Origin of the sequence: Rhodanobacter umsongensis, from assembly GCF_042654965.1 — a bacterium.
In the GTDB taxonomy this organism is placed as follows: Bacteria; Pseudomonadota; Gammaproteobacteria; order Xanthomonadales; family Rhodanobacteraceae; genus Rhodanobacter; species Rhodanobacter umsongensis.
In genome coordinates, this window is record NZ_JBHSMK010000005.1 from 282220 (window position 1) to 301377 (window position 19158).

Annotated in this window: 14 protein-coding genes; 5 read left to right on the top strand and 9 right to left on the bottom strand. The window is 64.7% G+C overall.

Annotated elements, in window-relative coordinates:
• Positions 1-60 precede the first annotated feature (60 nt).
• Positions 61-1650 (top strand): GMC family oxidoreductase, encoded by a 1590-nt coding sequence (locus tag ACFPME_RS10440; RefSeq protein ID WP_377304919.1) that lies wholly within the window; start codon positions 61-63, stop codon positions 1648-1650.
• 50 nt (positions 1651-1700) lie between these two features.
• On the opposite strand, the gene ACFPME_RS10445 is transcribed toward ACFPME_RS10440, so the two are convergent.
• Positions 1701-3590 (bottom strand): M48 family metallopeptidase, encoded by a 1890-nt coding sequence (locus ACFPME_RS10445; RefSeq protein WP_377304921.1) that lies wholly within the window; start codon positions 3588-3590, stop codon positions 1701-1703.
• A 55-nt stretch (positions 3591-3645) separates the two neighbouring features.
• On the bottom strand, positions 3646-4233 hold the full coding sequence (locus ACFPME_RS10450; protein WP_377304923.1) for a LemA family protein: 588 nt from the start codon (positions 4231-4233) through the stop codon (positions 3646-3648).
• Positions 4234-4288: 55 nt separating this feature from the next.
• Here ACFPME_RS10450 and ACFPME_RS10455 point away from each other — a divergent pair, with 55 nt between their 5' ends.
• Positions 4289-5596 (top strand): serine hydrolase domain-containing protein, encoded by a 1308-nt coding sequence (locus ACFPME_RS10455; protein WP_377304925.1) that lies wholly within the window; start codon positions 4289-4291, stop codon positions 5594-5596.
• Between the two features lie 83 nt (positions 5597-5679).
• On the opposite strand, the gene ACFPME_RS10460 is transcribed toward ACFPME_RS10455, so the two are convergent.
• The 7 genes from ACFPME_RS10460 to ACFPME_RS10490 form a co-directional block, all read right to left on the bottom strand.
• Positions 5680-6723: an energy transducer TonB gene (locus ACFPME_RS10460; protein ID WP_377304927.1), complete on the bottom strand. Its 1044-nt coding sequence runs from the start codon at positions 6721-6723 to the stop codon at positions 5680-5682.
• A gap of 403 nt (positions 6724-7126) precedes the next feature.
• The gene (metJ, locus tag ACFPME_RS10465) at positions 7127-7657 is read right to left on the bottom strand and encodes a met regulon transcriptional regulator MetJ (protein WP_377304929.1); all 531 of its coding nucleotides are present in this window, start codon (positions 7655-7657) and stop codon (positions 7127-7129) included.
• Positions 7658-8390: 733 nt separating this feature from the next.
• The gene (gene gcvH, locus ACFPME_RS10470; RefSeq protein ID WP_140648421.1) at positions 8391-8786 is read right to left on the bottom strand and encodes a glycine cleavage system protein GcvH; all 396 of its coding nucleotides are present in this window, start codon (positions 8784-8786) and stop codon (positions 8391-8393) included.
• Between the two features lie 86 nt (positions 8787-8872).
• Positions 8873-9973 (bottom strand): glycine cleavage system aminomethyltransferase GcvT, encoded by a 1101-nt coding sequence (gene gcvT, locus ACFPME_RS10475; RefSeq protein WP_377304932.1) that lies wholly within the window; start codon positions 9971-9973, stop codon positions 8873-8875.
• Between the two features lie 77 nt (positions 9974-10050).
• Complete coding sequence (gene cysN, locus ACFPME_RS10480) at positions 10051-11940, bottom strand: sulfate adenylyltransferase subunit CysN (RefSeq protein WP_377304934.1); 1890 nt, start codon at positions 11938-11940, stop codon at positions 10051-10053.
• Entirely contained in the window at positions 11940-12857 is a 918-nt protein-coding gene (gene cysD, locus ACFPME_RS10485; RefSeq protein WP_377304937.1) for a sulfate adenylyltransferase subunit CysD, read from the bottom strand. Before cysD ends, cysN begins: the two co-directional genes overlap by 1 nt.
• Before the next feature lie 80 nt (positions 12858-12937).
• Positions 12938-14335 (bottom strand): amidase, encoded by a 1398-nt coding sequence (locus ACFPME_RS10490; RefSeq protein ID WP_377304939.1) that lies wholly within the window; start codon positions 14333-14335, stop codon positions 12938-12940.
• Between the two features lie 156 nt (positions 14336-14491).
• Between ACFPME_RS10490 and ACFPME_RS10495 the strand changes: the two genes are divergently transcribed.
• The 3 genes from ACFPME_RS10495 to ACFPME_RS10505 all read left to right on the top strand — a co-directional run bounded on the left by ACFPME_RS10495 (position 14492) and on the right by ACFPME_RS10505 (position 19158).
• Entirely contained in the window at positions 14492-16105 is a 1614-nt protein-coding gene (locus ACFPME_RS10495; protein WP_377305423.1) for an electron transfer flavoprotein-ubiquinone oxidoreductase, read from the top strand.
• Between the two features lie 35 nt (positions 16106-16140).
• Positions 16141-16965: a class I SAM-dependent methyltransferase gene (locus ACFPME_RS10500; RefSeq protein ID WP_377304941.1), complete on the top strand. Its 825-nt coding sequence runs from the start codon at positions 16141-16143 to the stop codon at positions 16963-16965.
• Between the two features lie 96 nt (positions 16966-17061).
• A complete protein-coding gene (locus ACFPME_RS10505) occupies positions 17062-19158 on the top strand; it encodes a glycosyltransferase (RefSeq protein WP_377304944.1) in 2097 nt (698 codons plus the stop codon).

Consider the following 19158-nt stretch of genomic DNA (forward strand, 5'->3'; position numbering starts at 1 on the left):
GCGTGGGGCGCGGCAAGCCTAGCATGCAGCCACAACCCTTCTGCGCAACGGAGAGAGCCCTTGGACAACTACGACTACGTCATCGTCGGTGCGGGCTCGGCCGGATGCGTGCTGGCCAACCGGCTCAGCGCCAACCCGGCCAACCGCGTGCTCTTGCTGGAAGCCGGGGCCACCGACTGGAACCCGCTGTTGCACATGCCGGCCGGCATTGCCCGACTGAGCCACAACCGCCGGCTCAACTGGAGTTACTACACGGAACCCGAGCCCGCACTCAACCAGCGCCGGCTGTGGTGGCCACGCGGCAAGACGCTGGGCGGCTCCAGTTCGATCAATGCGATGTGCTACATCCGCGGCGTGGCTGCCGACTACGACAGCTGGGCGCAGGAGTGCGCTGATCCGCGCTGGTCCTGGCCGCAGGTGTTGCCGTGGTTTCTGCGCAGCGAGGACAACAGCCGCGGCGCCAACGCGCTGCACGGCGTCGGCGGTCCGCTGGGCGTCTCCGACCTGCGCCACCACAATGTGCTGTCGTCGACCATGATCGACGCCGCCGCGGGCGCCGGCTACGCGCGCAACGACGATTTCAACGGCGAGCAGCAAGCCGGCTTCGGGCTGTACCAGGTTACCCAGCGCCACGGCGCGCGCTGCTCCGCCGCCACGGCGTTCCTCAAGCCGGTGCGCGAGCGCGCGAATCTGCAGGTGCGAACGCACGCACTGGTTGAACGCGTGCTGCTCGACCATGGCCGTGCCGTAGGCGTGCAGTTGCGCCACGCCCGGCACGCACCGGAACGCATCGAAGCGGGCGAAGTGATCCTGGCCGGCGGTGCGATCAATTCGCCGCAGCTGCTTATGCTGTCCGGCCTCGGGCCGGCCGATCATCTGCGCGAACACGGCATCGCGGTGTGCGCCGACCTGCCCGACGTCGGCGCCAACCTGCAGGATCATCTCGACATCTGCACGCTGGTCGGCAGTACCCGGAAGATCACTTACGACCACCTCAACGAACTGGTCACGGGTCTTCGCTGGCTGCGCCACCGTGACGGCCCCGGCAGCTCGAATATCGCCGAGGCCGGTGGCTTCGTGCGCAGCCGCCTGGCCGACGACGAACGCTGCGACCTTCAATTCCATTTCATACCCGCGCTGCTCGACGACCACGGCCGCCATCGCCTGCCCGGCTACGGCTACACCATGCACGCCTGCCACCTGCATCCGCGCAGCCGGGGCAGGCTGCGGCTGCGTTCGGCCGATCCGGTCCAGCCGATCGCGATCCATGCCGGTTACCTGAGCGATCCGGCGGAACACGACTTGCAGCGGATGATCGAAGCGGCACGGCTGTCACGGGAAATCCTCGACCAGGCAGCATTCGACGCCTACCGCGGCGAACCGGTGTTCCCCGAACACGCGCTGCGCACCGATGCCGAGTACACCGATTTCATCCGGCGCAAGGCGGAAACGGTCTACCACCCGGTCGGCAGTTGCCGCATGGGCAGGGACGACCGCGCGGTGGTCGACAGCGAACTGCGCGTGCGTGGGGTGCAGGGCCTGCGCGTGGTCGACGCCTCGGTAATGCCGACCCTGCCCACCGGCAACACCAACGCACCGACCATCATGATCGCCGAGCGCGCCAGCGCAATGATTCTCGGCGAGGGCTGAGCTTCGGGCGGGGCGCGATCCTGCGGCGAGCGACTTCTTGCGGCGCGTTGCTACACCGGCACCGGACAGTGCAGGCTGGCGCAGATGACCCGCAGCAGTTCGGCCTCCTCCACGCTGACCTGGCCGTCCGCGCGGATGGCGCTGAGCAGGCTCTGGATCACCAGTTCCTTGGCTACCGGCAACAATCCATCCAGATCGTCAAGCGCGCGCTCCAGCGGCCCCTGCCACGCCGCGGGCGGCGGCGACCACTCGATCGCCTCGCCAGGAAACGCGTGCTGCATGGCCAACAGCCACGCGCGACGGGCGCTCGCCTCGTCGGAACAGCCGCCTGCCGCCACGATGGCGCAAACCAGGCTCACGCTGTCACGGCAGCCTGGAAGCTTCTTCGAGCCGTCGACCGGCGTGCGGCGAGGCTGCCGTGCTTCCTGCAACTGCATGCGCAGCAGCCGGACCAGACAATACTCGTTGAGGTCGACCTTGCCATCGGCCCGAACCAGGGCATCGAGCGCAGCCAGCAGAGTCTGTTGACGTCCTTCCGGCAGCTGCTTCAAGGCGGGAAACGCGAGTGCGGCGAGCGGCAGGCGGGCGATCGGCGGCAGTGTCGTCACTTCGCCAGCCATCGTCTGCACGGCCCGCAGCACGTCGTCGCCGAAGGCGTCGGCAACGATGCGCCGCTGCCCCGGTTGCAGTTCCGCTTCCATCGATGTGGCCAACGCCAGCACCACGGCAAGCGCCGATTCGGGCTGCTGCACGGCCGCCGTCAACGTGGCCGGCATCGCCTGGTGCACCGCGGCGGCACGCTGGAAGCGTGGGGCTGCCGCGATGGCGCCGGCCAGCACGGGCAGCACCGGAGGCTGCACCATGCCCGGTGCGCCTTGCGGTTTGCCCGGCTGGCCGGCAGTCGCGAAGGCGGGAGGGCTCTGCGCAGCGCGCTGCAACGATGCCGCCAGCCGTACCAGATCTTCCTCGCGAAAGCCGGGCTCCAGCGCGTGGATGCGTTGCAGCAACGGTGGATGGGTGGCGAACAGCGCACTGAACTTTCCGGCCTCGCCGAACAGCATGTGCGCGACTTCCTGCTTGTTGGCCACCTGCAGCTGGGAACCCTCACTGAGGATCGCGATCTTCTTCAGCGCGCCGCTGATGCCGTCGGTTTGACGGGTGAACTGCACCGCCGAGGCATCGGCCAGCGACTCGCGCGAGCGCGCCACCGCCGCCTGGATCAACCGCGCAAAGAAATAGCCGATGTAGCCCACCACGATCAGCGCCAGCCCGATCATCCACACCTGGCCACCGCCGCCATCGCGCCCGCTGCGGCGTCCGCCGCCGAACACGATCACCTTGCGGCCCACGATGGCCAGCACCAGGATGCCGAACAACAGCCCCATCAGACGGATGTTGAGCCGCATGTCGCCGTTGAGCACGTGGCTGAACTCGTGCGCGATCACGCCTTGCAACTCGTCGCGGCTCAGGTTGTCGAGGCAGCCCTGGGTCACGCATACCGCCGCATCCGAGGCGGAATAACCGGCCGCGAAGGCGTTGATGCCGGGTTCCCCGGCCATCAGGTAGATGTCTGGCACCGGCACGCCCGCCGCGATCGCCACCTCCTCGATGACATTGCGCAACTGGCGCAGCTGCGGCTCGCGGGTATCCGGCGGCACCGGCACGGCGCCGACGCTTTCAGCCACGGTCTTGCCGCCGCCGGCGAGGCTCATGATGCGGAACAGCGAACTGAGTCCGATGCCGCCCAGCACCACGACGCTGCTGATGACCAGCAACGACAGGTTCGACCCGGCCGGTTCGCCATCGGCGGCATGATGACCCAGGCTGATCCATACCACCGCGTCGATCGCCGCCACGATGGCGATCACCGCCAGCGCGAACAGCACGACCAGCCGCCGGCTGCTTCCGCGCACGCGCGCCTGTTGGGCGAAGAAATCCATGAGTGCTCCGGCAACCGAAGGGGTGCATCGCGGGCTTGCCGCGATGCAGCGGCAATCAGCTGAAGGAAACCTTCGGCACGTCACGCACGGCCGGATCCTCGATCTTCAACGGCTCGGCCGCGGCGAAGCCAAAGCTGTTCGCCACCACCGAGGCGGGGAAAACCTCGCGCTTGTTGTTGTAGGTCAGTACCGAGTCGTTATAGGCCTGTCGGGCAAATGCCACCCGGTTCTCGGTCGAAGTCAGCTCTTCGGAGAGCTGCATCATCGTCTGGTTGGCTTTCAGGTCCGGATAGGCCTCCTGCAGCGCAAACAGGTGACCCAGTGTCTGGGTCAGCGCGTTCTCGCTGCTGGCCAACTGCTGCATCGCAGCCGGATCGCCCGGGTTGGCCTTGGCGCCGGCCAGCCCGCTGACCGCCGCGTTGCGTGCCTGCACCACGGCTTCCAGCGTACCGCGCTCGTGCGCGAGATAGCCCTTGGCGGTTTCGACCAGATTCGGAATCAGGTCGTGCCGGCGGGTCAGCTGCACGTCGATCTGCGCAAAGGCGTTCTTGTAGCTGTTGCGTGAAGTGACCAGTCCGTTGTAGATCGCCACGAAGTACAAGACAATCAGAACGACAACTACCAGAAAAATGATCAGACCCATCGCCAAGCTCTCCACCCTGAGGCGCATCCCCACGCCGGAATCACACCAGAATATCATGCAGTTTCAAAAGATTTTTCTGTCGCTAGCGGGCGCTCTCGGGCTGGCCTGCACGCTGACCAGCACCGCCGCACTGGCCGTCTCCGCACCCGCGTCCGCGGTTCGCAGCGCGTCGCAGGATCTCCCCCCGGCACGCATCAAGCAGACCATCGCCGACTACCGGCGCTGGCTCAACCGCCTGGGTGAGCGCCACGCCGTCGCGGGCCTGGTCACGGCGGTGGTGGTCGACGGCAAGGTGGCTTTCGAAGGCACGGTCGGTTACGCCGACGCCGCGACCCGGGAACCTGTCACGCCCGAAACCGTGTTTCGGCTCGCCTCGCTGTCGAAGGCCTTCGCCACCGCCATCACCGGCTTGCTGGTGGACGATGGCAAGCTGAGCTGGGACACCAAACTGGTCGATGTGTTGCCCTACTTCAAGCTCAAGGACATGCAGGCAGCATCGCAGGCCACGGTGAGCGACATCCTGGGCCAGCGGCTGGGGCTGCCGCGCAACACCTACGACAACATGCTCGAAGGCGACATTCCTTATGAGGAACTGGTGCGCAAACTGGACGAGGTCAGCCTCGTGTGCGGCGTCGGCCAATGCTACGGCTACCAGAACGTCGCCTTCGGCATGATCGGCGACGTGGTGCTGGCGCGCACCGGGGATTTTTTCTACCGCCAGGTGGACAAGCGCATCTTCTATCCGCTGGGCATGAGCACGGCGAGCTACGGCCGTGCCGCGCTGGAATCAAGCAAGAGCTGGGCGCGCCCACACCGGGCCTCCAGCCGCGGCTGGGTACCGTTCGACCCCAATGAAACCTATTACCGCGTGGCACCGGCGGCGGGCGTCAACGCCAGCCTGCGCGACATGGAGAAATGGCTGATCGCACAGATGGGCGATCGTCCGGATGTGTTGCCGACCTCCCTGCTCGATGTTCTGCACGCGCCAGGGGTCTCCACGCCCAGCGAACTCCATGCCACGCCATGGCGCCGCGCGCGGCTGACCGCCGCGCACTACGCGATGGGCTGGCGGGTGTACGAGTACGGCGGCGAAACACTGATCTATCACGCGGGTGCCGTGGCCGGATATCGCACCATGATCGGATTCTTTCCGAAGTACCAAACCGGTGTGGTCACGCTGTGGAACTCCACCGGCCCCACGCCCAGCGGGCTGATGCCGATGGTGTTCGACGACCTGCTGAACCTGCCCCATGTGGATTGGGCCGACATCGAGGGCAACGCCAAGACCAGGGCGACGCGGGCAACACCGACGACGCCAAGACAGGTGAGGCCGCGCAGGCGCCGTACGACGCATCGCCACTGAGCTGGCTTCAACTCCACAACGAAAGACGGCGCATGGGACACATGCGCCGTCCGGTCCTGGGAGTCACTGCAGAGGTTCGGCGCTCAGAGCTTGAACTCGATCCGCTGCTGCTTGGTGCTGGAAACGGCCACGCCATCCTTCATCGCCGGCGTGAACTTGTAGCGCTCCACCGCATCCATCGCGGCCCGATCGAAAACGCGGCGCGGTTGCGCGTCGACCACCTTGACGTCGCTGGTTCCACCATCGGGGTCGACCGTGAACTCCACCACCACCCAGCCCTGCTGGCGCGCCCGCATGGCCGCAGTGGGATATCGCGCGCCGACCGCCTTGAGCAATACTGCACTCGTGGTCTGCCCACCGGCATTGCTGCCGGCCGCGCTGGCAGCCGCGGTCGTATTGCCTGCACCCTGAATGGTCGAAGCCTGCTGGCCCGCCGACGGTGCTGCACGCGTCTGCTGCGCCTTCTCCTGGGCAGCCGTCAGCTCGGCCTTCTGCTGGTCGGCGGCAAGCTTGTCCGCCGCGGCCTTGTCGGCCGCAGCCTTCTGCACCGCCAGCTGCTGGGCCTTCTCCTGGTCAGCCGCCAGCTGCTGCTGCTTGTCCAGCGTCTTGCGCTGCGCGTCCAGCTTGGAACGCAGGATGGTCAGGGTGAAGTTGGTCGGGTCGGCCTTGGCCAGCAAGTCGATCTGGCGCTGTGCTTCGTTGAAGTCACGCGAGTTGATCGACTGCTCCGCCGAGGTGGCGGCGAACGGGAAGGTTTCCCGCAGTGCGTCGGACGCCACCTTGTTGCCGGGATCCTTCTCCAGCACGCGCAGATAGAACTCGAACGCGTTGTTCCCGGTCGGCGCCAGGTAGCGTTGCTCGTTCATGGCCGTGCGCGCTTCGGCCAGCAACTGGTTGACGTCCATCGCTGCCACGTTCGCTGGCGGTGGCGCCGATCGCGTTACGGTGGATACCGGCGTGGATGGATGACCGCCCGCGTCGGCCATCACCAGATCCTGGTGCGGTTTGATGATAAGGAACCACGCAGCCACCGCCAGCAGGGCGATGACGGCGATGACGGCGATGACTACGGGCCGGCCGGCCCCACGCGCATGCCTGCGTGCTAATGGTATGTATCGGGTATCCATGGTCTCTCACTGAGTGTCGACAGATACCCGCGCTTTTTCCCCCTGTCGATCCAGGAGCGGCGAATCCCCGGATTCACCGCGGCGCGGATGTGGGAAAGGTAACTCCAATGCCGGGACACGGCAAATGGTGAGTGATTTCACAACACGCAGGAAGAATATGCTCCAGGGCCGGCAGCGGGTGATCAGGATCACGCTGGCCGAGCGGACGCCTGCAAAAGCCTGGAACGATGACCCGGCACTGGGCTGGTGAGGCAGCATCGACGAACTTTGCCGGCCCACAAACGAAGCGTCCCGGCCAGGCCGGGACGAAGGCTTCTCGAAGTGCTCTCCCCGCGCTGGGCACCGCGGGGAGAGAAATATCGATAACTTGTCTTATTGGATGGTGTCGCTTGTTGCCTGCAGCTTACTTCTTGGCTTTGGCGGTCTTGGTGGCCTTGACCACCTTGGCCGGTGCAGCTTTCTTGACGGCGGCCTTCTTCGGCGCAGCCTTCTTCGCGACCTTCTTTACAGCGGCTTTCTTGGCGGCCGCCGGTTTCTTGGCGGCAGCTTTCTTGGCGGCCGGCTTCTTGGCGGCAACCTTCTTCACGGCAGCTTTCTTGGCGGCCGGCTTCTTGGCGGCAACCTTCTTCACGGTGGATTTCTTGGCGGCCGATTTCTTGGCGGCCGGTTTCTTTGCGGCGGATTTCTTGGCAGTGGCCATGGTTCGTCTCAGCTCCTCATCAGTTGGCAGTGGTTGCCCAGTAAAAGCATGCAGGAACGCTTCAACCAGCAAGTCGCTGTTGGTAGCGTGCCGAAGATTGTTCACTTGACGGTGGGTGCGCAAATCAGAAAGCCGCCGCAAGACGTGCAGCGGAATCGAGACAGTGATCTTGCGTACTGCATTGGCCTTTTCACCGTGCTCGACATAAGGCTTGATGAATTTTGCTGTTGCCATAAAACGCATTCCCCGTGATCTGTTGCGAAAGCTATCCCTGAAGATTTCGGCTGTCAATTGATTTTAGTCATGAAATCAAACGGCTTCACTGCCGACCGAACGGGCCGGAACCCCGCTATGACGAGGCTTGCGAGGGAAAGTCGACATTATCGATTGGACGTCCATACTTCCAAACGCCATTCCGCGAAAATCGTCTATTGGCCTTGAAACCATTGCAGGGCAACGCTTTCGCCACGATGACTCCATCGCTGCGCGAAAATGTCCCGAGAAAAACACCTTGTTGCAGCGGACCACATCGGGGCGATCGGAGCGCGTCCGATAGATGAACAAAACGCCACTGAAATCATTTTCGCCGGCCACCCGATGCGCACGAGATTTCCCGCCGCCGGCTGCCCGACGCTCGGCGAGCGGGTCGTCGACGCGTCCGACGGGCGTCGTCGAAGACCGATCGCTCCGACCTGCTTTCCTCATCGACCGGGCCGAGATCGCGTAGCGTGCGCGACGCCGATGGCGATGCAAGCCGAAAGAAAAAAACACAGCGTGGCCGGGACCGATGCGGCCGTGCGAATCGATATCTTTCGCTGCGCACATGCTCGGCATGCGCGATGCCGGCGGATCGCTGCCACGAGCGAGGCATCATGCCGGACGGCAGGGACACACCCGCTCGCGAAGCTCCTCAAAAAAAACCGGCCGCACTGGGCGGCCGGCATTGTCTTGCGTCTTGACGGAAGACTCAGTGGTCTTCGTTCTCGACCAGCGCCTCATAGTCGTTCGCGTCGAGCAATTCGTCGAGCTCGGCTCGATCGCTCGGGCGAACCAGGAATATCCAGCCGTCGCCGAAAGCGTCTTCGTTGATGATCTCGGGTTTGTCGTTGAGAAGCTCGTTCACTTCGACGACTTCGCCGGATACCGGAGCATAGATGTCCGAGGCGGCCTTCACCGACTCCACCACGGCCGCGCCGGTGCCCGCCTTCACCGCGGAGCCGACTTCCGGCAGTTCCACGTAGACCAGATCGCCGAGCTGGCCCTGCGCGTGGTCGGAGATGCCGACACGGACCAGGCCGTCGTCTTCGACGCGGGCCCACTCGTGGGACTTGAGGAATTTCAGATCGCCAGGAATCTCGCTCATGATCGGGGTCCAGTCATTGGGTGTGAGTCAGGGTACAGACGGTGATTCTAGCCACATCCACCGCAGGGGAAAAATGGGCCGGAGGATCAGATCCCCTCGCATGCCTTGCCGTCGCGCACGAAGGGGTACTTCACCAGCCGCACCGGCACTTCGCGACCGCGAATGTCGACGCGTACGTTGCCCGGATCGCCGGCCGGAATGCGTGCAAACGCCACTGCCTTGTTCAGCGTGGGCGCAAAGCTTCCCGAGAGGACCTCGCCCTCGCCGTTCGCGGTCAACACTTTCTGGCCATGGCGCAGCACGCCTTTGTCGTCCAGCACCAGGCCGACCATCACGCGCGGCACGCCGGCAGCCTTCTGCCGCTCCAGGGCGGCGCGGCCGATGAAGGCACGACCTTCGTCCAGGGCGATGGTCCAGCCGAGGTTGGCTTCCCAGGGCAGGACGCTTTCATCCATGTCCTGACCGTAGAGGTTCATGCCCGCCTCGAGCCGCAAGGTGTCGCGTGCGCCAAGCCCTGCCGGCCTCACGCCCGCAGCGGCCAATGCGTCCCACAGCGCAACGGCGTGTTGTTCCGGTACGACGATCTCGAAGCCGTCTTCGCCGGTGTAGCCGGTACGCGCCACGAACAGAGGCATGCCATGCGGGCCCTGCGCGGCGGCGGCGGAAAATTTGCCCAGCTTCTCGATGCGTGGACGATCCACCTCGTGCAGCAGGCCGAGCACCTTCGTGCGGGCATTCGGGCCCTGCACCGCGATCATCGCAAACTCGGGGCGCTCCTTCACCTGCACGTCGAACGCCTTCGCCTGGCTTTCGATCCAGGCCAGGTCCTTTGCGCGCGTACCGGCATTGACCACCAGCCGGAAGAATTCCTCGCCGAGGTAATACACGATCAGATCGTCGATCACGCCGCCACGCTCGTTCAACATGCACGAGTAGAGCGCCCTGCCAACCACCTTCAGCTTGTCGATGCTGTTGGCCAGCAGGTGGCGCAGGAACTCCCGGCTGCGCGCACCGTGCAGGTCGATCACCGTCATGTGGGAGACGTCGAACATGCCGGCGTCGCGTCGCACCGCGTGATGCTCCTCGATCTGCGAACCGTAGTTGATCGGCATGTCCCAGCCGCCGAAATCGACCATGCGCGCGCCCAGTGCGCGATGGGTGGCGTTGAGTACGGTCTTGTCTGTCATCGCGGCGGCGCCTTGCGGGGAAAGGTCTGCATTATCGCCGCCGCGGCGGGGCAATCCAAGCGATGCGAGAATCCGCGTCAGCTGTCCGCGTCGGCGCCGCCGAGGCTCGCTAGCACCCGTGCGGTGACCTGCTCGGCCAGTTGTTCGGCCCGTTGTCCGCTGGCCAGCAGATGGATGTCCGGCGCTTCCGGCCTTTCGTACGGCGCGTCGATGCCGGTGAAGTTGCGGATCGTGCCCGCGCGTGCCCTGCGGTAGAGGCCTTTGGGATCGCGCCTTTCGCACTCCTCCAGCGGCGTGTCCACGAAGACCTCCATGAACTCCGCCTGGGTGAACAGCTCGCGCGCTGAACGCCGCTCACTGCGATACGGCGAAATCGCGCTGACCAGCACGATCAGCCCCGCATCCACCATCAGATGGGCCACCTCGGCGATGCGGCGGATGTTCTCGACGCGATCTTCCGGCGTAAAGCCCAGATCCTTGTTGATGCCATGGCGCACGTTGTCGCCATCGAGCAGATAGGTGTGGTAGCCGGCCGCGTGCAGCCGGCGCTCGACCAGGTTGGCCACGGTGGACTTGCCGGCGCCGGAAAGGCCGGTGAACCACAGGCACAGTGGATGCTGCCCCTTGCTGGCGGCGCGCACGGCCTTGTCGATGTCGACATGTTGCCAGTGCACGTTGGTCGATCGGCCCAGCGCGAAATCCAGCATCCCGCACGCGACCGTGGCGTTGCTCTGGCGATCGATCAGGATGAAGCCGCCCAGCGTGCGGTTGCTGGCGTAGGCCTCGAACGCGATGGCGTCGTCCAGCCCCAGCGTGCAGTAGCCCACTTCGTTGAGCGCGAGGTGGCGCGCAGCGAGCCGGGCCTGGCTGTTGACGTCCACCTTGTGCTTGATCGACATCACCCGCGCATTGACCGTGCGCGTACCGATCTTCAGCAAGTAGGTGCGGTTGGGCAGCAGCGCCGCATCGCCCATCCACAGCAGGTGACAGGTGAACTGGTCGGCGACGGCCGTGGGGCGCAGGGCATCGGCGATCACGTCACCGCGAGTCACGTCGATCTCGCGATCCAGGCACAGCGTCACCGCCTGTCCGTCCACCGCGCTTGGCAGATCGCCGTCGGCGGTGACGATGCGCTCCACGTGCGCACATTGCCCGCCTGGCTGCACCACCACCTCATCGCCGCAAGCCACGCGACCGCCGCAGATCGTGCCGGCATAGCCGCGGAACGAATGATCCGGACGATTCACCCACTGCACGGGCATGCGGAAATCGGCGGCACGAAACGGCACGGCGTCGATCGACTCCAGCAACTCGAGCAGGCTGTCGCCCGCGTACCACGGCATCCGCGCCGAACGCGTGCCCACGTTGTCGCCGGTCAATGCCGCCACCGGCAGGCAATGCACGTCCACGATGCCGAGGCTTTGCGCCAGCTCGCGATACTCCGCGGCGATCGCGGCATAGGCGGACTGGTCGTAGTCGATCAGATCCATCTTGTTGACGGCCAGCACCACCTGGCGGATGCCCAGCAGGCTGCATATATAAGTGTGTCGTCGCGTTTGCGTCAGCACGCCCTTGCGCGCGTCGACCAGCACCACCGCCAGCTCGGCGTTGGAGGCGCCGGTAGCCATGTTGCGCGTGTACTGCTCGTGGCCCGGGCAGTCGGCCACGATGAAGCTGCGCCGTGCGGTATGAAAGTAGCGGTACGCCACGTCGATGGTAATGCCCTGCTGGCGCTCCGCATCCAGGCCATCGGTGAGCAGCGAGAAATCGAGCAGATCGCCGGCGCCGGCGTGCTGGCGACGGCTGTCGCGCACCAGTGCCGCCAGCTGATCGTCCGGCAGCATGCCGGCGTCATACAGCAGCCGCCCAAGCAGGCTGCTCTTGCCGTCATCCACGCTGCCGCAGGTGATGAAGCGCAGCAAGCCCTTTGCGGGTACAACATCGACTGCCTGGTTTGACGCCACCATCAGAAATAGCCTTCCTGCTTCTTGCGCTCCATCGACGCGGTGGGATCCTGGTCGATCACCCGACCCTGCCGTTCGGAACTGCGCGAGCTGGCCATTTCGTCGATGATTTTCGCCAGCGTGTCGGCCGAGGACTCCACCGCGCCGGTCAGCGGGTAGCAGCCCAATGTGCGGAAACGCACCTCACGCATCTGCACCGCTTCGCCCTCGCGCAACACGAAGCGATCATCGTCGACCATGATCAGCGCACCGTCGCGCTCGACCACCGGACGGGACCTGGAAAAATACAGCGGCACCACCGGAATGTGTTCGCGCTGGATGTACAGCCACACATCCATCTCGGTCCAGTTGGACAGCGGAAACACCCGCACGCTCTCGCCCTTGCGGATGTGCGTGTTGTACGTGTGCCAGAACTCCGGCCGCTGGTTACGGGGGTCCCAGCGATGCTGCGCGTTGCGGAACGAGAAGATGCGCTCCTTCGCGCGCGACTTCTCCTCGTCACGCCGCGCGCCGCCGATGGCCGCATCGAACCGGTACTTGTCCAGCGCCTGCTTGAGCGCCATGGTCTTCATGATGTCGGTGTGCACGGTGGCCCCGTGCGTGAAGGGCGAGATGCCGTCACGCACGCCGTCCTCGTTGACATGCACCAGCACGTCCACGTCGCCGGCCGCCGCCACCTCATCGCGGAACGCAATCATCTCGCGGAACTTCCAGGTGGTATCGACATGCAACAGCGGCAGCGGCGGCCGCGCCGGGAAGAACGCCTTGCGCAGCAGGTGCAGCAGCACCGACGAATCCTTGCCGATGGAGTACAGCATCACCGGACGCTGGAAGCCGGCCACTACTTCGCGAAAGATATGGATGCTTTCGGCCTCGAGATCGTCGAGGTGGGAGGGTAATGCCGGGGATGCTGTCGTCATGCCAGAAAGGATTCAGGAAACTCTATGCCGCCGCGGCGGATCGTCGACTCGTGGTATCGGCCTGACATCTTACGCGATCATCAGGCCATTACCGGATAGGTCGGCTCGACATCCAGCGTCGCCGCACACACCGCCGCCAGTTCCAGCAGGCGCAGATCCGAGCCGCGCGCCCCGACCAGCTGCAAGCCGACCGGCATGCCATTGGGCAACCTGCCCATCGGCAGGCTGACCGCCGGGCAGCCGGCCAGGCTCGCAAAGCTGGTGAGGTCGGCCTGCGAATCGGGCACCGGGCCATCCAGCGGGAACGCGCCCTGCGGCGTGGTCGGCAGCACCAGCACGTCGACCTGGGAGAACAGCCGGCGCATCTTCAGGGTGGCCGCGTCGAGTACGCGATCGGCCACCGCGTAATCGGCCGCACCCTTGCCGGCGGCGTAGCCGAGCATGCGGCGGAAACGCTCCGATACCGGATGCTCGGTATTGGCCAGGTCCGCGGCGAAGGTGCCGAGCATCTCCGCTTCCATCAAGAGCAGGCCGGCGCGGCGGGTGCGCGCGAAATCCCAGTCGGCGAAGTCGACCGTGCGACGATCGCCCAGCGCGTGCGGCAATTTCGCCATGGCCGCCTCGAACACCTCGATCACCTCCGGCTGCACGCCGACCGCCGCCAGATCCGGCAACAGGCCCGCGCGCAGGTTGCCCGGCTCCCAGTCCGGCAACGCGAATGCCACCCGGCGCCGACGCGAACGCGCATCGTCGGCGTCGTAGCCAGCCAGCACCTGCAGCAACACGGTGAGGTCGTCCGCGCTGCGCGCCAGCAGACCCACCGCATCGAGGCGGCGCGCCGCCGGCACCAGGCCGCGCGCGGAGATCTCCCCATGCGTGGGCTTCAGCGCATACACGCCGCAATAGCTGGCCGGGATGCGGATCGAGCCGAGGCTGTCCGAACCCACCGCAGCCACCGCGAGACCCGCCGCCACCGCGGCCGCTGCGCCACCGGAGGAACCGCCGGCGGTGTAGCCGTGCCGGTGCGGATTGTGGGTGGCGCCGAAGTGCGGGTTGTCGGTAACCGCACCCAGCGCACCTTCGTCCATGTTGGTCTTGCCGACCAGCACCGCCCCGGATGCGCGCAGGCGAGCCACCACATGCGCATCGCCTTCCACGGCCTTCTCGCGTCCGGGCAGACCGACCCGGGTCGGCCAGCCGGCCATGTCGAAGTTGTCCTTCAACGCCAGCGGGATGCCGTCCAGCCGACCGATCACGCCGTCGCGGCGACGACGATCGGCCATGTGCGCCTGCTCCTGCAGCAAGCCATAGCGCACGTCGACATAGGCATTGAGCACGGGATTGAGTCGTTCGATCGCCGTCTGGTAGGCATCGGCCAGCGCCTGCGGTTGCACGCGTCCCACCGCCAGCCAGTGCAGCAACTGGCACAGCGAAGCGCGGCGCAGGTCGAGATCGGCGATCGGCGGCATCGAATTCATGAACACTCCTTCGGATTTGTCCCGATTATCGCCGCGTCCGGTGAAACGATTGCAAGCGGTGGCGCAGCACGCGTTGCCGCGCAGCACGCGAAACCGGACAATGATGGCCTGATCCATACCTCCACGCATGGCACCGCGTGCAGCAACTCACACATGATGGAGTCCGCCATGAGCGAACGCGAAACCATGGAATACGACGTTGTCGTGGTCGGCGCCGGGCCGGCCGGACTGTCGTTCGCGATCCGCCTCAAGCAGCTGAAGCCTGAAGTGAATGTGTGCGTGATCGAGAAAGCCTCGGCCATCGGCGCGCAGATCCTGTCCGGTGCAGTGATCGAACCGCAGCCGCTGGATGCCCTGCTGCCGGGCTGGCGCGACAACCCGCCGCCGATCTGCGTGCCCGCCGGCAAGGACGAGTTCTGGCTGCTCAGCAAGAGCGGCGGCACCAAGCTGCCGGTGCCGCCAGGCATGCGCAACCATGGCAACTTCATCGTCTCGCTGGGCGCGCTGTGCGCGTGGCTTGCGCCGCAGGCCGAGGCGCTGGGCGTCGACGTATTCCCCGGCTTTGCCGCCGCCGACACCATCTACAACGAAGACGGCTCGGTCGCCGGGGTGCGCATCGGCGACATGGGCATAGCCCGCGACGGCACGCACAAGCCGGGTTACACCGAAGGCATCGACATCAAGGCGAAAGTCACCGTGCTGGCCGAAGGCGCCCGCGGCAGCCTGACCAAGCAGCTGATCAAGCGCTTCCAGCTGGATCAGCACAGCGATCCGCAGGGCTACTCGATCGGCATCAAGGAACTGTGGCAGGTGCCCGCCGGACGCGTCTCGCCGGGCAAGATCGTGCACAGCATCGGCTGGCCCGCCGACAACCACACTTACGGCGGCAGCTTCCTGTATCACCTGGACAAGGACCGCATCGCGCTCGGCTACATCAGCGGACTCGACTACAGCGACCCGGAATACAAGCCGTGGGAAGCCTTCCAGCAGTGGAAGAACCATCCGATGGTGAAACCGTTGCTGGAGGAAGGCACCATCCTCTCCGCCGGTGCGCGCGCCATCGTCACCGGCGGCTACCAGTCGCTGCCGACATGCGAGATGCCCGGCGCGCTGCTGATCGGCGACACCGCCGGCCTGCTCAACGTGCCCAAGATCAAGGGCACGCACCAGGCGATCCGCAGCGGCATGCTGGCCGCCGAACATCTCGCCGCGAACGGCCTGGACGCTGCCGGCTTCGACGCGAAGCTGCGTGGTTCCAGCGCGATGGCCGAACTGAAGAAGGTGCGCAACATCAAGCCCGGGTTCAAGAAAGGGCTGTGGTACGGCCTGTTGAACGCGGCGTGGGAAACCGTCACTTTCGGCCTGTCGCCGTGGACGCTGAAGAACAAGGCCGACTGGTCTTCACTGCACAAGCTCGGCGCGCAGGAGGAACCAAAGCGCGACTACGTGCAACGCACGCTGGCCCCGCGCGACCGCCTGGCCGGCGTCTACTTCGCCGCCACCGAGCACGACGAAGACCAGCCGATCCACCTGCACGTGGCCGACACGAATATCTGCATCGATCAGTGCACCACCGAATACGACAACCCCTGCACCCGCTTCTGCCCCGCCAACGTCTACGAGATCGTCGACGACGCGGCCGGCAAGCGCCTGCAGATCAACGCGGCCAACTGCGTGCACTGCAAGACCTGCGACATCAAGGATCCGTACGAGATCATCACCTGGGTCACGCCGGAAGGCGGCTCGGGGCCGAATTATCAGAATCTGTAGGTTTGCCGCGACACGCTTTTCCAGCGGAAGAAAATATGCGAATCGAAGATTTCAGCAACACGCTTATCCGCAACGCCGACGGCATCTATGTGGCGTCTGAATCACGCAACGTCTCTTATCCCACTGAAGGTCACATGGACTGCTTCCAGGTCGAGGATCGATCATTCTGGTTCAAGCATCGCAACGAATGCATTGGGGCGATGATTTCGCGACACCCCTTCGACGGCGCGCTGTTCGATATTGGCGGCGGCAACGGTTACGTTTCGCAAATGCTTGCCGAGCGAGGATTTGATGTCGCCTTGGTGGAACCGGGCTATGCCGGCGCGCTGAATGCGCACAAGCAGCGTGGACTACCCCAGGTCATTTCCAGCACGGTGGAGGATGCGAATTTCGCTCCGCAAAGCATCGACGCCATGGGTATGTTCGATGTCGTAGAACATATCGAAGGTGACCGCGCATTTCTGGAGAAAATGGCACCACTACTCAAGACGGGCGGCCGCCTTTATCTGACCGTCCCTTGTCACGGCTGGCTCTGGTCACGGGCCGATATAGACGCCGGCCATTTTCGTCGGCATACAGAACGGAGTCTGCAAGTTTTGTTGGAGGGCCTTTTTGAAATCGACTACCTGAGTTATTTCTTTGGCCCATTGGTGCTGCCGCAAGTTCTGTTCCGCGCAATTCCGTTTAGGCTGGGACTGGGGCGCAAGGCGGTGCTGTCCACCGAAGCGGAACACGGTGCGAAGAGCGGCCCGGTCGTAGGCTTGCTGAACAAACTACTGGCGCGCGAAGCCAGCAAAATTCGCAGGGGTGAACAGCTCAGGTTTGGCGCGAGCTGCCTTCTTGCCGCACACCGAATCTGAAGCGCAGACTGCATTGAACACGCATACAGGACACTTTCACGAGCATGAAATTCGGTACATCCATCAGTTCAGTGGCCACTGGCAATGCCTTCTGCCATGAAAGGATTGATTGCCCTGGGCGGTAACATGCGATGGCGGTGGCAGCGGCTGCGCTATCTGCTCAAACGTGTTTTTGGCAGCATGACCCAGCGGGGATTCAAGGGTACGCTATGGCGCATAGCGCAGGAATTGCGTCAACATCCGACTGCCGATCTGGTCTGGAAGCTCGAACCGCTGGACCTCGTGGCGCCAAGCGGCGTACCACGCAGCGATAGTCCACGAGTATCGGTAATCATCCCGATCCACGGGAAACTTTCCCATACCCTGGCCTGCCTCCGATCGATAGAGCGCCACGGTGCCGCGGCGCCATTCGAGGTGATCGTGGTCGACGACGCCTCACCCGATGACAGCGCCGATGTGCTCTCCCGGATCGAAGGCGTGCGGTTGCTGCGCAATGCGGCCAATCTGGGCTTCGTCGGCAGTTGCAATGCCGGTGCCGAAATCGCCCGCGGCGCATTCATGCTGTTTCTCAACAACGACACCCAGGTCACGGAAGGCTGGCTCGACGAACTTCTCGCCTGTTTTGTCGAAGAGGAAAATTGCGGCATTGCTGGCAGCCGACTCGCCTATCCCGACGGACGCCTCCAAGAGGCCGGCGGCATTGTGTATGGCAATGGCGAAGCGTGGACATACGGGCGCTTCGAAAAGCGCGACGATCCGCGCTTTCTTTACCGCCGCGATGTCGATTACGTCTCCGGCGCGTCGCTGATGATCGCGGCCGACCTGTTCAATGCCATCGGTGGCTTCGATAGGCGCTATGCACCGGCCTACTGCGAGGACATGGACTTGGCTTTTGCCGCGCGCGCTGCCGGACGCCGCGTGATCTACCAACCGGCCAGCCTGATAGTGCACTGCGAAGGCATCAGCTCCGGGCTGGATCCCTTCGCGGGTGCCAAGCGCTACCAGTCGATCAACCGCGTCAAATTCGTCGAAAAGTGGAAAGATGCGCTGACGCGGCAGCCTCGCCCGACTTTGCCGGCGGAACAGGCCATCCAGCGCCCCGGCGCGCGGCACATACTCATCGTGGATGCGCTCGCACCTGATCCTTCGCGCGATTCCGGATCGCTACGCCTGATCAATATCATGCGGCTGCTGCATGAACTGGACTGGCGGATAACCTTCATGGCCAACAACCGCAGGGCCTCAGGCACGGAGATCGCGTTGCTGGGTCGCCTGGGTGTCCAAGTCTTATGCAAGCCATCATCTCCTCCTCTGTCCTCCTGGCTGTCGCGCCACGGTGCCGGGCTGGATGCGGTAATGCTTTGCAGGCATTACGTGGCCGAGGCTTACCTTCCGCTCGTGCGTCGGCGCGCACCCAGGGCGAAAGTGATCTTTGACACGGTTGACCTGCATTTTCTTCGCGAACAACGAGCCGCCGCCCACACCGGCAACGTGTCGCTGGCGAGACAGGCAAAGCGCTCGCGCCAGCAAGAGCTGGCGTTGATGCGTGCCAGCGATGCGAGCTTGGTGGTCAGCCCGGTGGAATACCTTCTTCTTCGCGACGAGCTGCCGCAGGCGCAGGTGGAACTGCTATCGAACGTGCATGAAGTCCACGAGCGTCGGGGCGATTTCGCCGGCCGCCATGGCCTGGTTTTCGTTGGCGGCTTCGGCCACCCACCTAACGTGGACGCAGTGCACTGGCTGATCGAGGAAATCTTTCCGCGCATCCGCCAGAGGCGGGCCGATATCGTGCTGCACCTGATCGGCGACATGCCCTTGGCGGCGCGCGAATCGCTCGCTCGCCCCGGTGTGCAAATCCACGGACGCGTCGACGATCTGACCCCATGGATGGAAGGCTGTCGCGTGGCGTTGGCTCCATTACGCTATGGAGCCGGGGTCAAGGGCAAGGTCAACATGGCCATGAGCCATGGCCTGCCTGTAGTGGCCACGCCCATGGCCGCCGAAGGCATGTACCTCGTCGACGGAGAGAACGTGCTGTTGGCTGCCCAGGCCGAGGCGTTCGCCCTGGCAGCGCTTCGACTGCATGAGGACCAGGCCTTATGGCTACGGATATCCGATGCCGGCATCGAAAACGTGCGTCAGCACTTCTCGTTCGAAACGGCACGCCGTACTTTGCAGCGTTTGTTGGCCTGA

What these genes read in the sequence shown, in the direction of transcription:
- ACFPME_RS10445 (WP_377304921.1), bottom strand. Translation starts at nt 3,590, where the DNA reads ATGGATTTCTTCGCCCAACAGGCGCGCGTGCGCGGAAGCAGCCGGCGG.
- ACFPME_RS10450 (WP_377304923.1), bottom strand. Translation starts at nt 4,233, where the DNA reads ATGGGTCTGATCATTTTTCTGGTAGTTGTCGTTCTGATTGTCTTGTAC.
- ACFPME_RS10455 (WP_377304925.1), top strand. Translation starts at nt 4,289, where the DNA reads ATGCAGTTTCAAAAGATTTTTCTGTCGCTAGCGGGCGCTCTCGGGCTG.
- ACFPME_RS10460 (WP_377304927.1), bottom strand. Translation starts at nt 6,723, where the DNA reads ATGGATACCCGATACATACCATTAGCACGCAGGCATGCGCGTGGGGCC.
- metJ (WP_377304929.1), bottom strand. Translation starts at nt 7,657, where the DNA reads ATGGCAACAGCAAAATTCATCAAGCCTTATGTCGAGCACGGTGAAAAG.
- gcvH (WP_140648421.1), bottom strand. Translation starts at nt 8,786, where the DNA reads ATGAGCGAGATTCCTGGCGATCTGAAATTCCTCAAGTCCCACGAGTGG.
- gcvT (WP_377304932.1), bottom strand. Translation starts at nt 9,973, where the DNA reads ATGACAGACAAGACCGTACTCAACGCCACCCATCGCGCACTGGGCGCG.
- cysN (WP_377304934.1), bottom strand. Translation starts at nt 11,940, where the DNA reads ATGGTGGCGTCAAACCAGGCAGTCGATGTTGTACCCGCAAAGGGCTTG.
- cysD (WP_377304937.1), bottom strand. Translation starts at nt 12,857, where the DNA reads ATGACGACAGCATCCCCGGCATTACCCTCCCACCTCGACGATCTCGAG.
- ACFPME_RS10490 (WP_377304939.1), bottom strand. Translation starts at nt 14,335, where the DNA reads ATGAATTCGATGCCGCCGATCGCCGATCTCGACCTGCGCCGCGCTTCG.
- ACFPME_RS10495 (WP_377305423.1), top strand. Translation starts at nt 14,492, where the DNA reads ATGGAGTCCGCCATGAGCGAACGCGAAACCATGGAATACGACGTTGTC.
- ACFPME_RS10500 (WP_377304941.1), top strand. Translation starts at nt 16,141, where the DNA reads ATGCGAATCGAAGATTTCAGCAACACGCTTATCCGCAACGCCGACGGC.
- ACFPME_RS10505 (WP_377304944.1), top strand. Translation starts at nt 17,062, where the DNA reads ATGAAAGGATTGATTGCCCTGGGCGGTAACATGCGATGGCGGTGGCAG.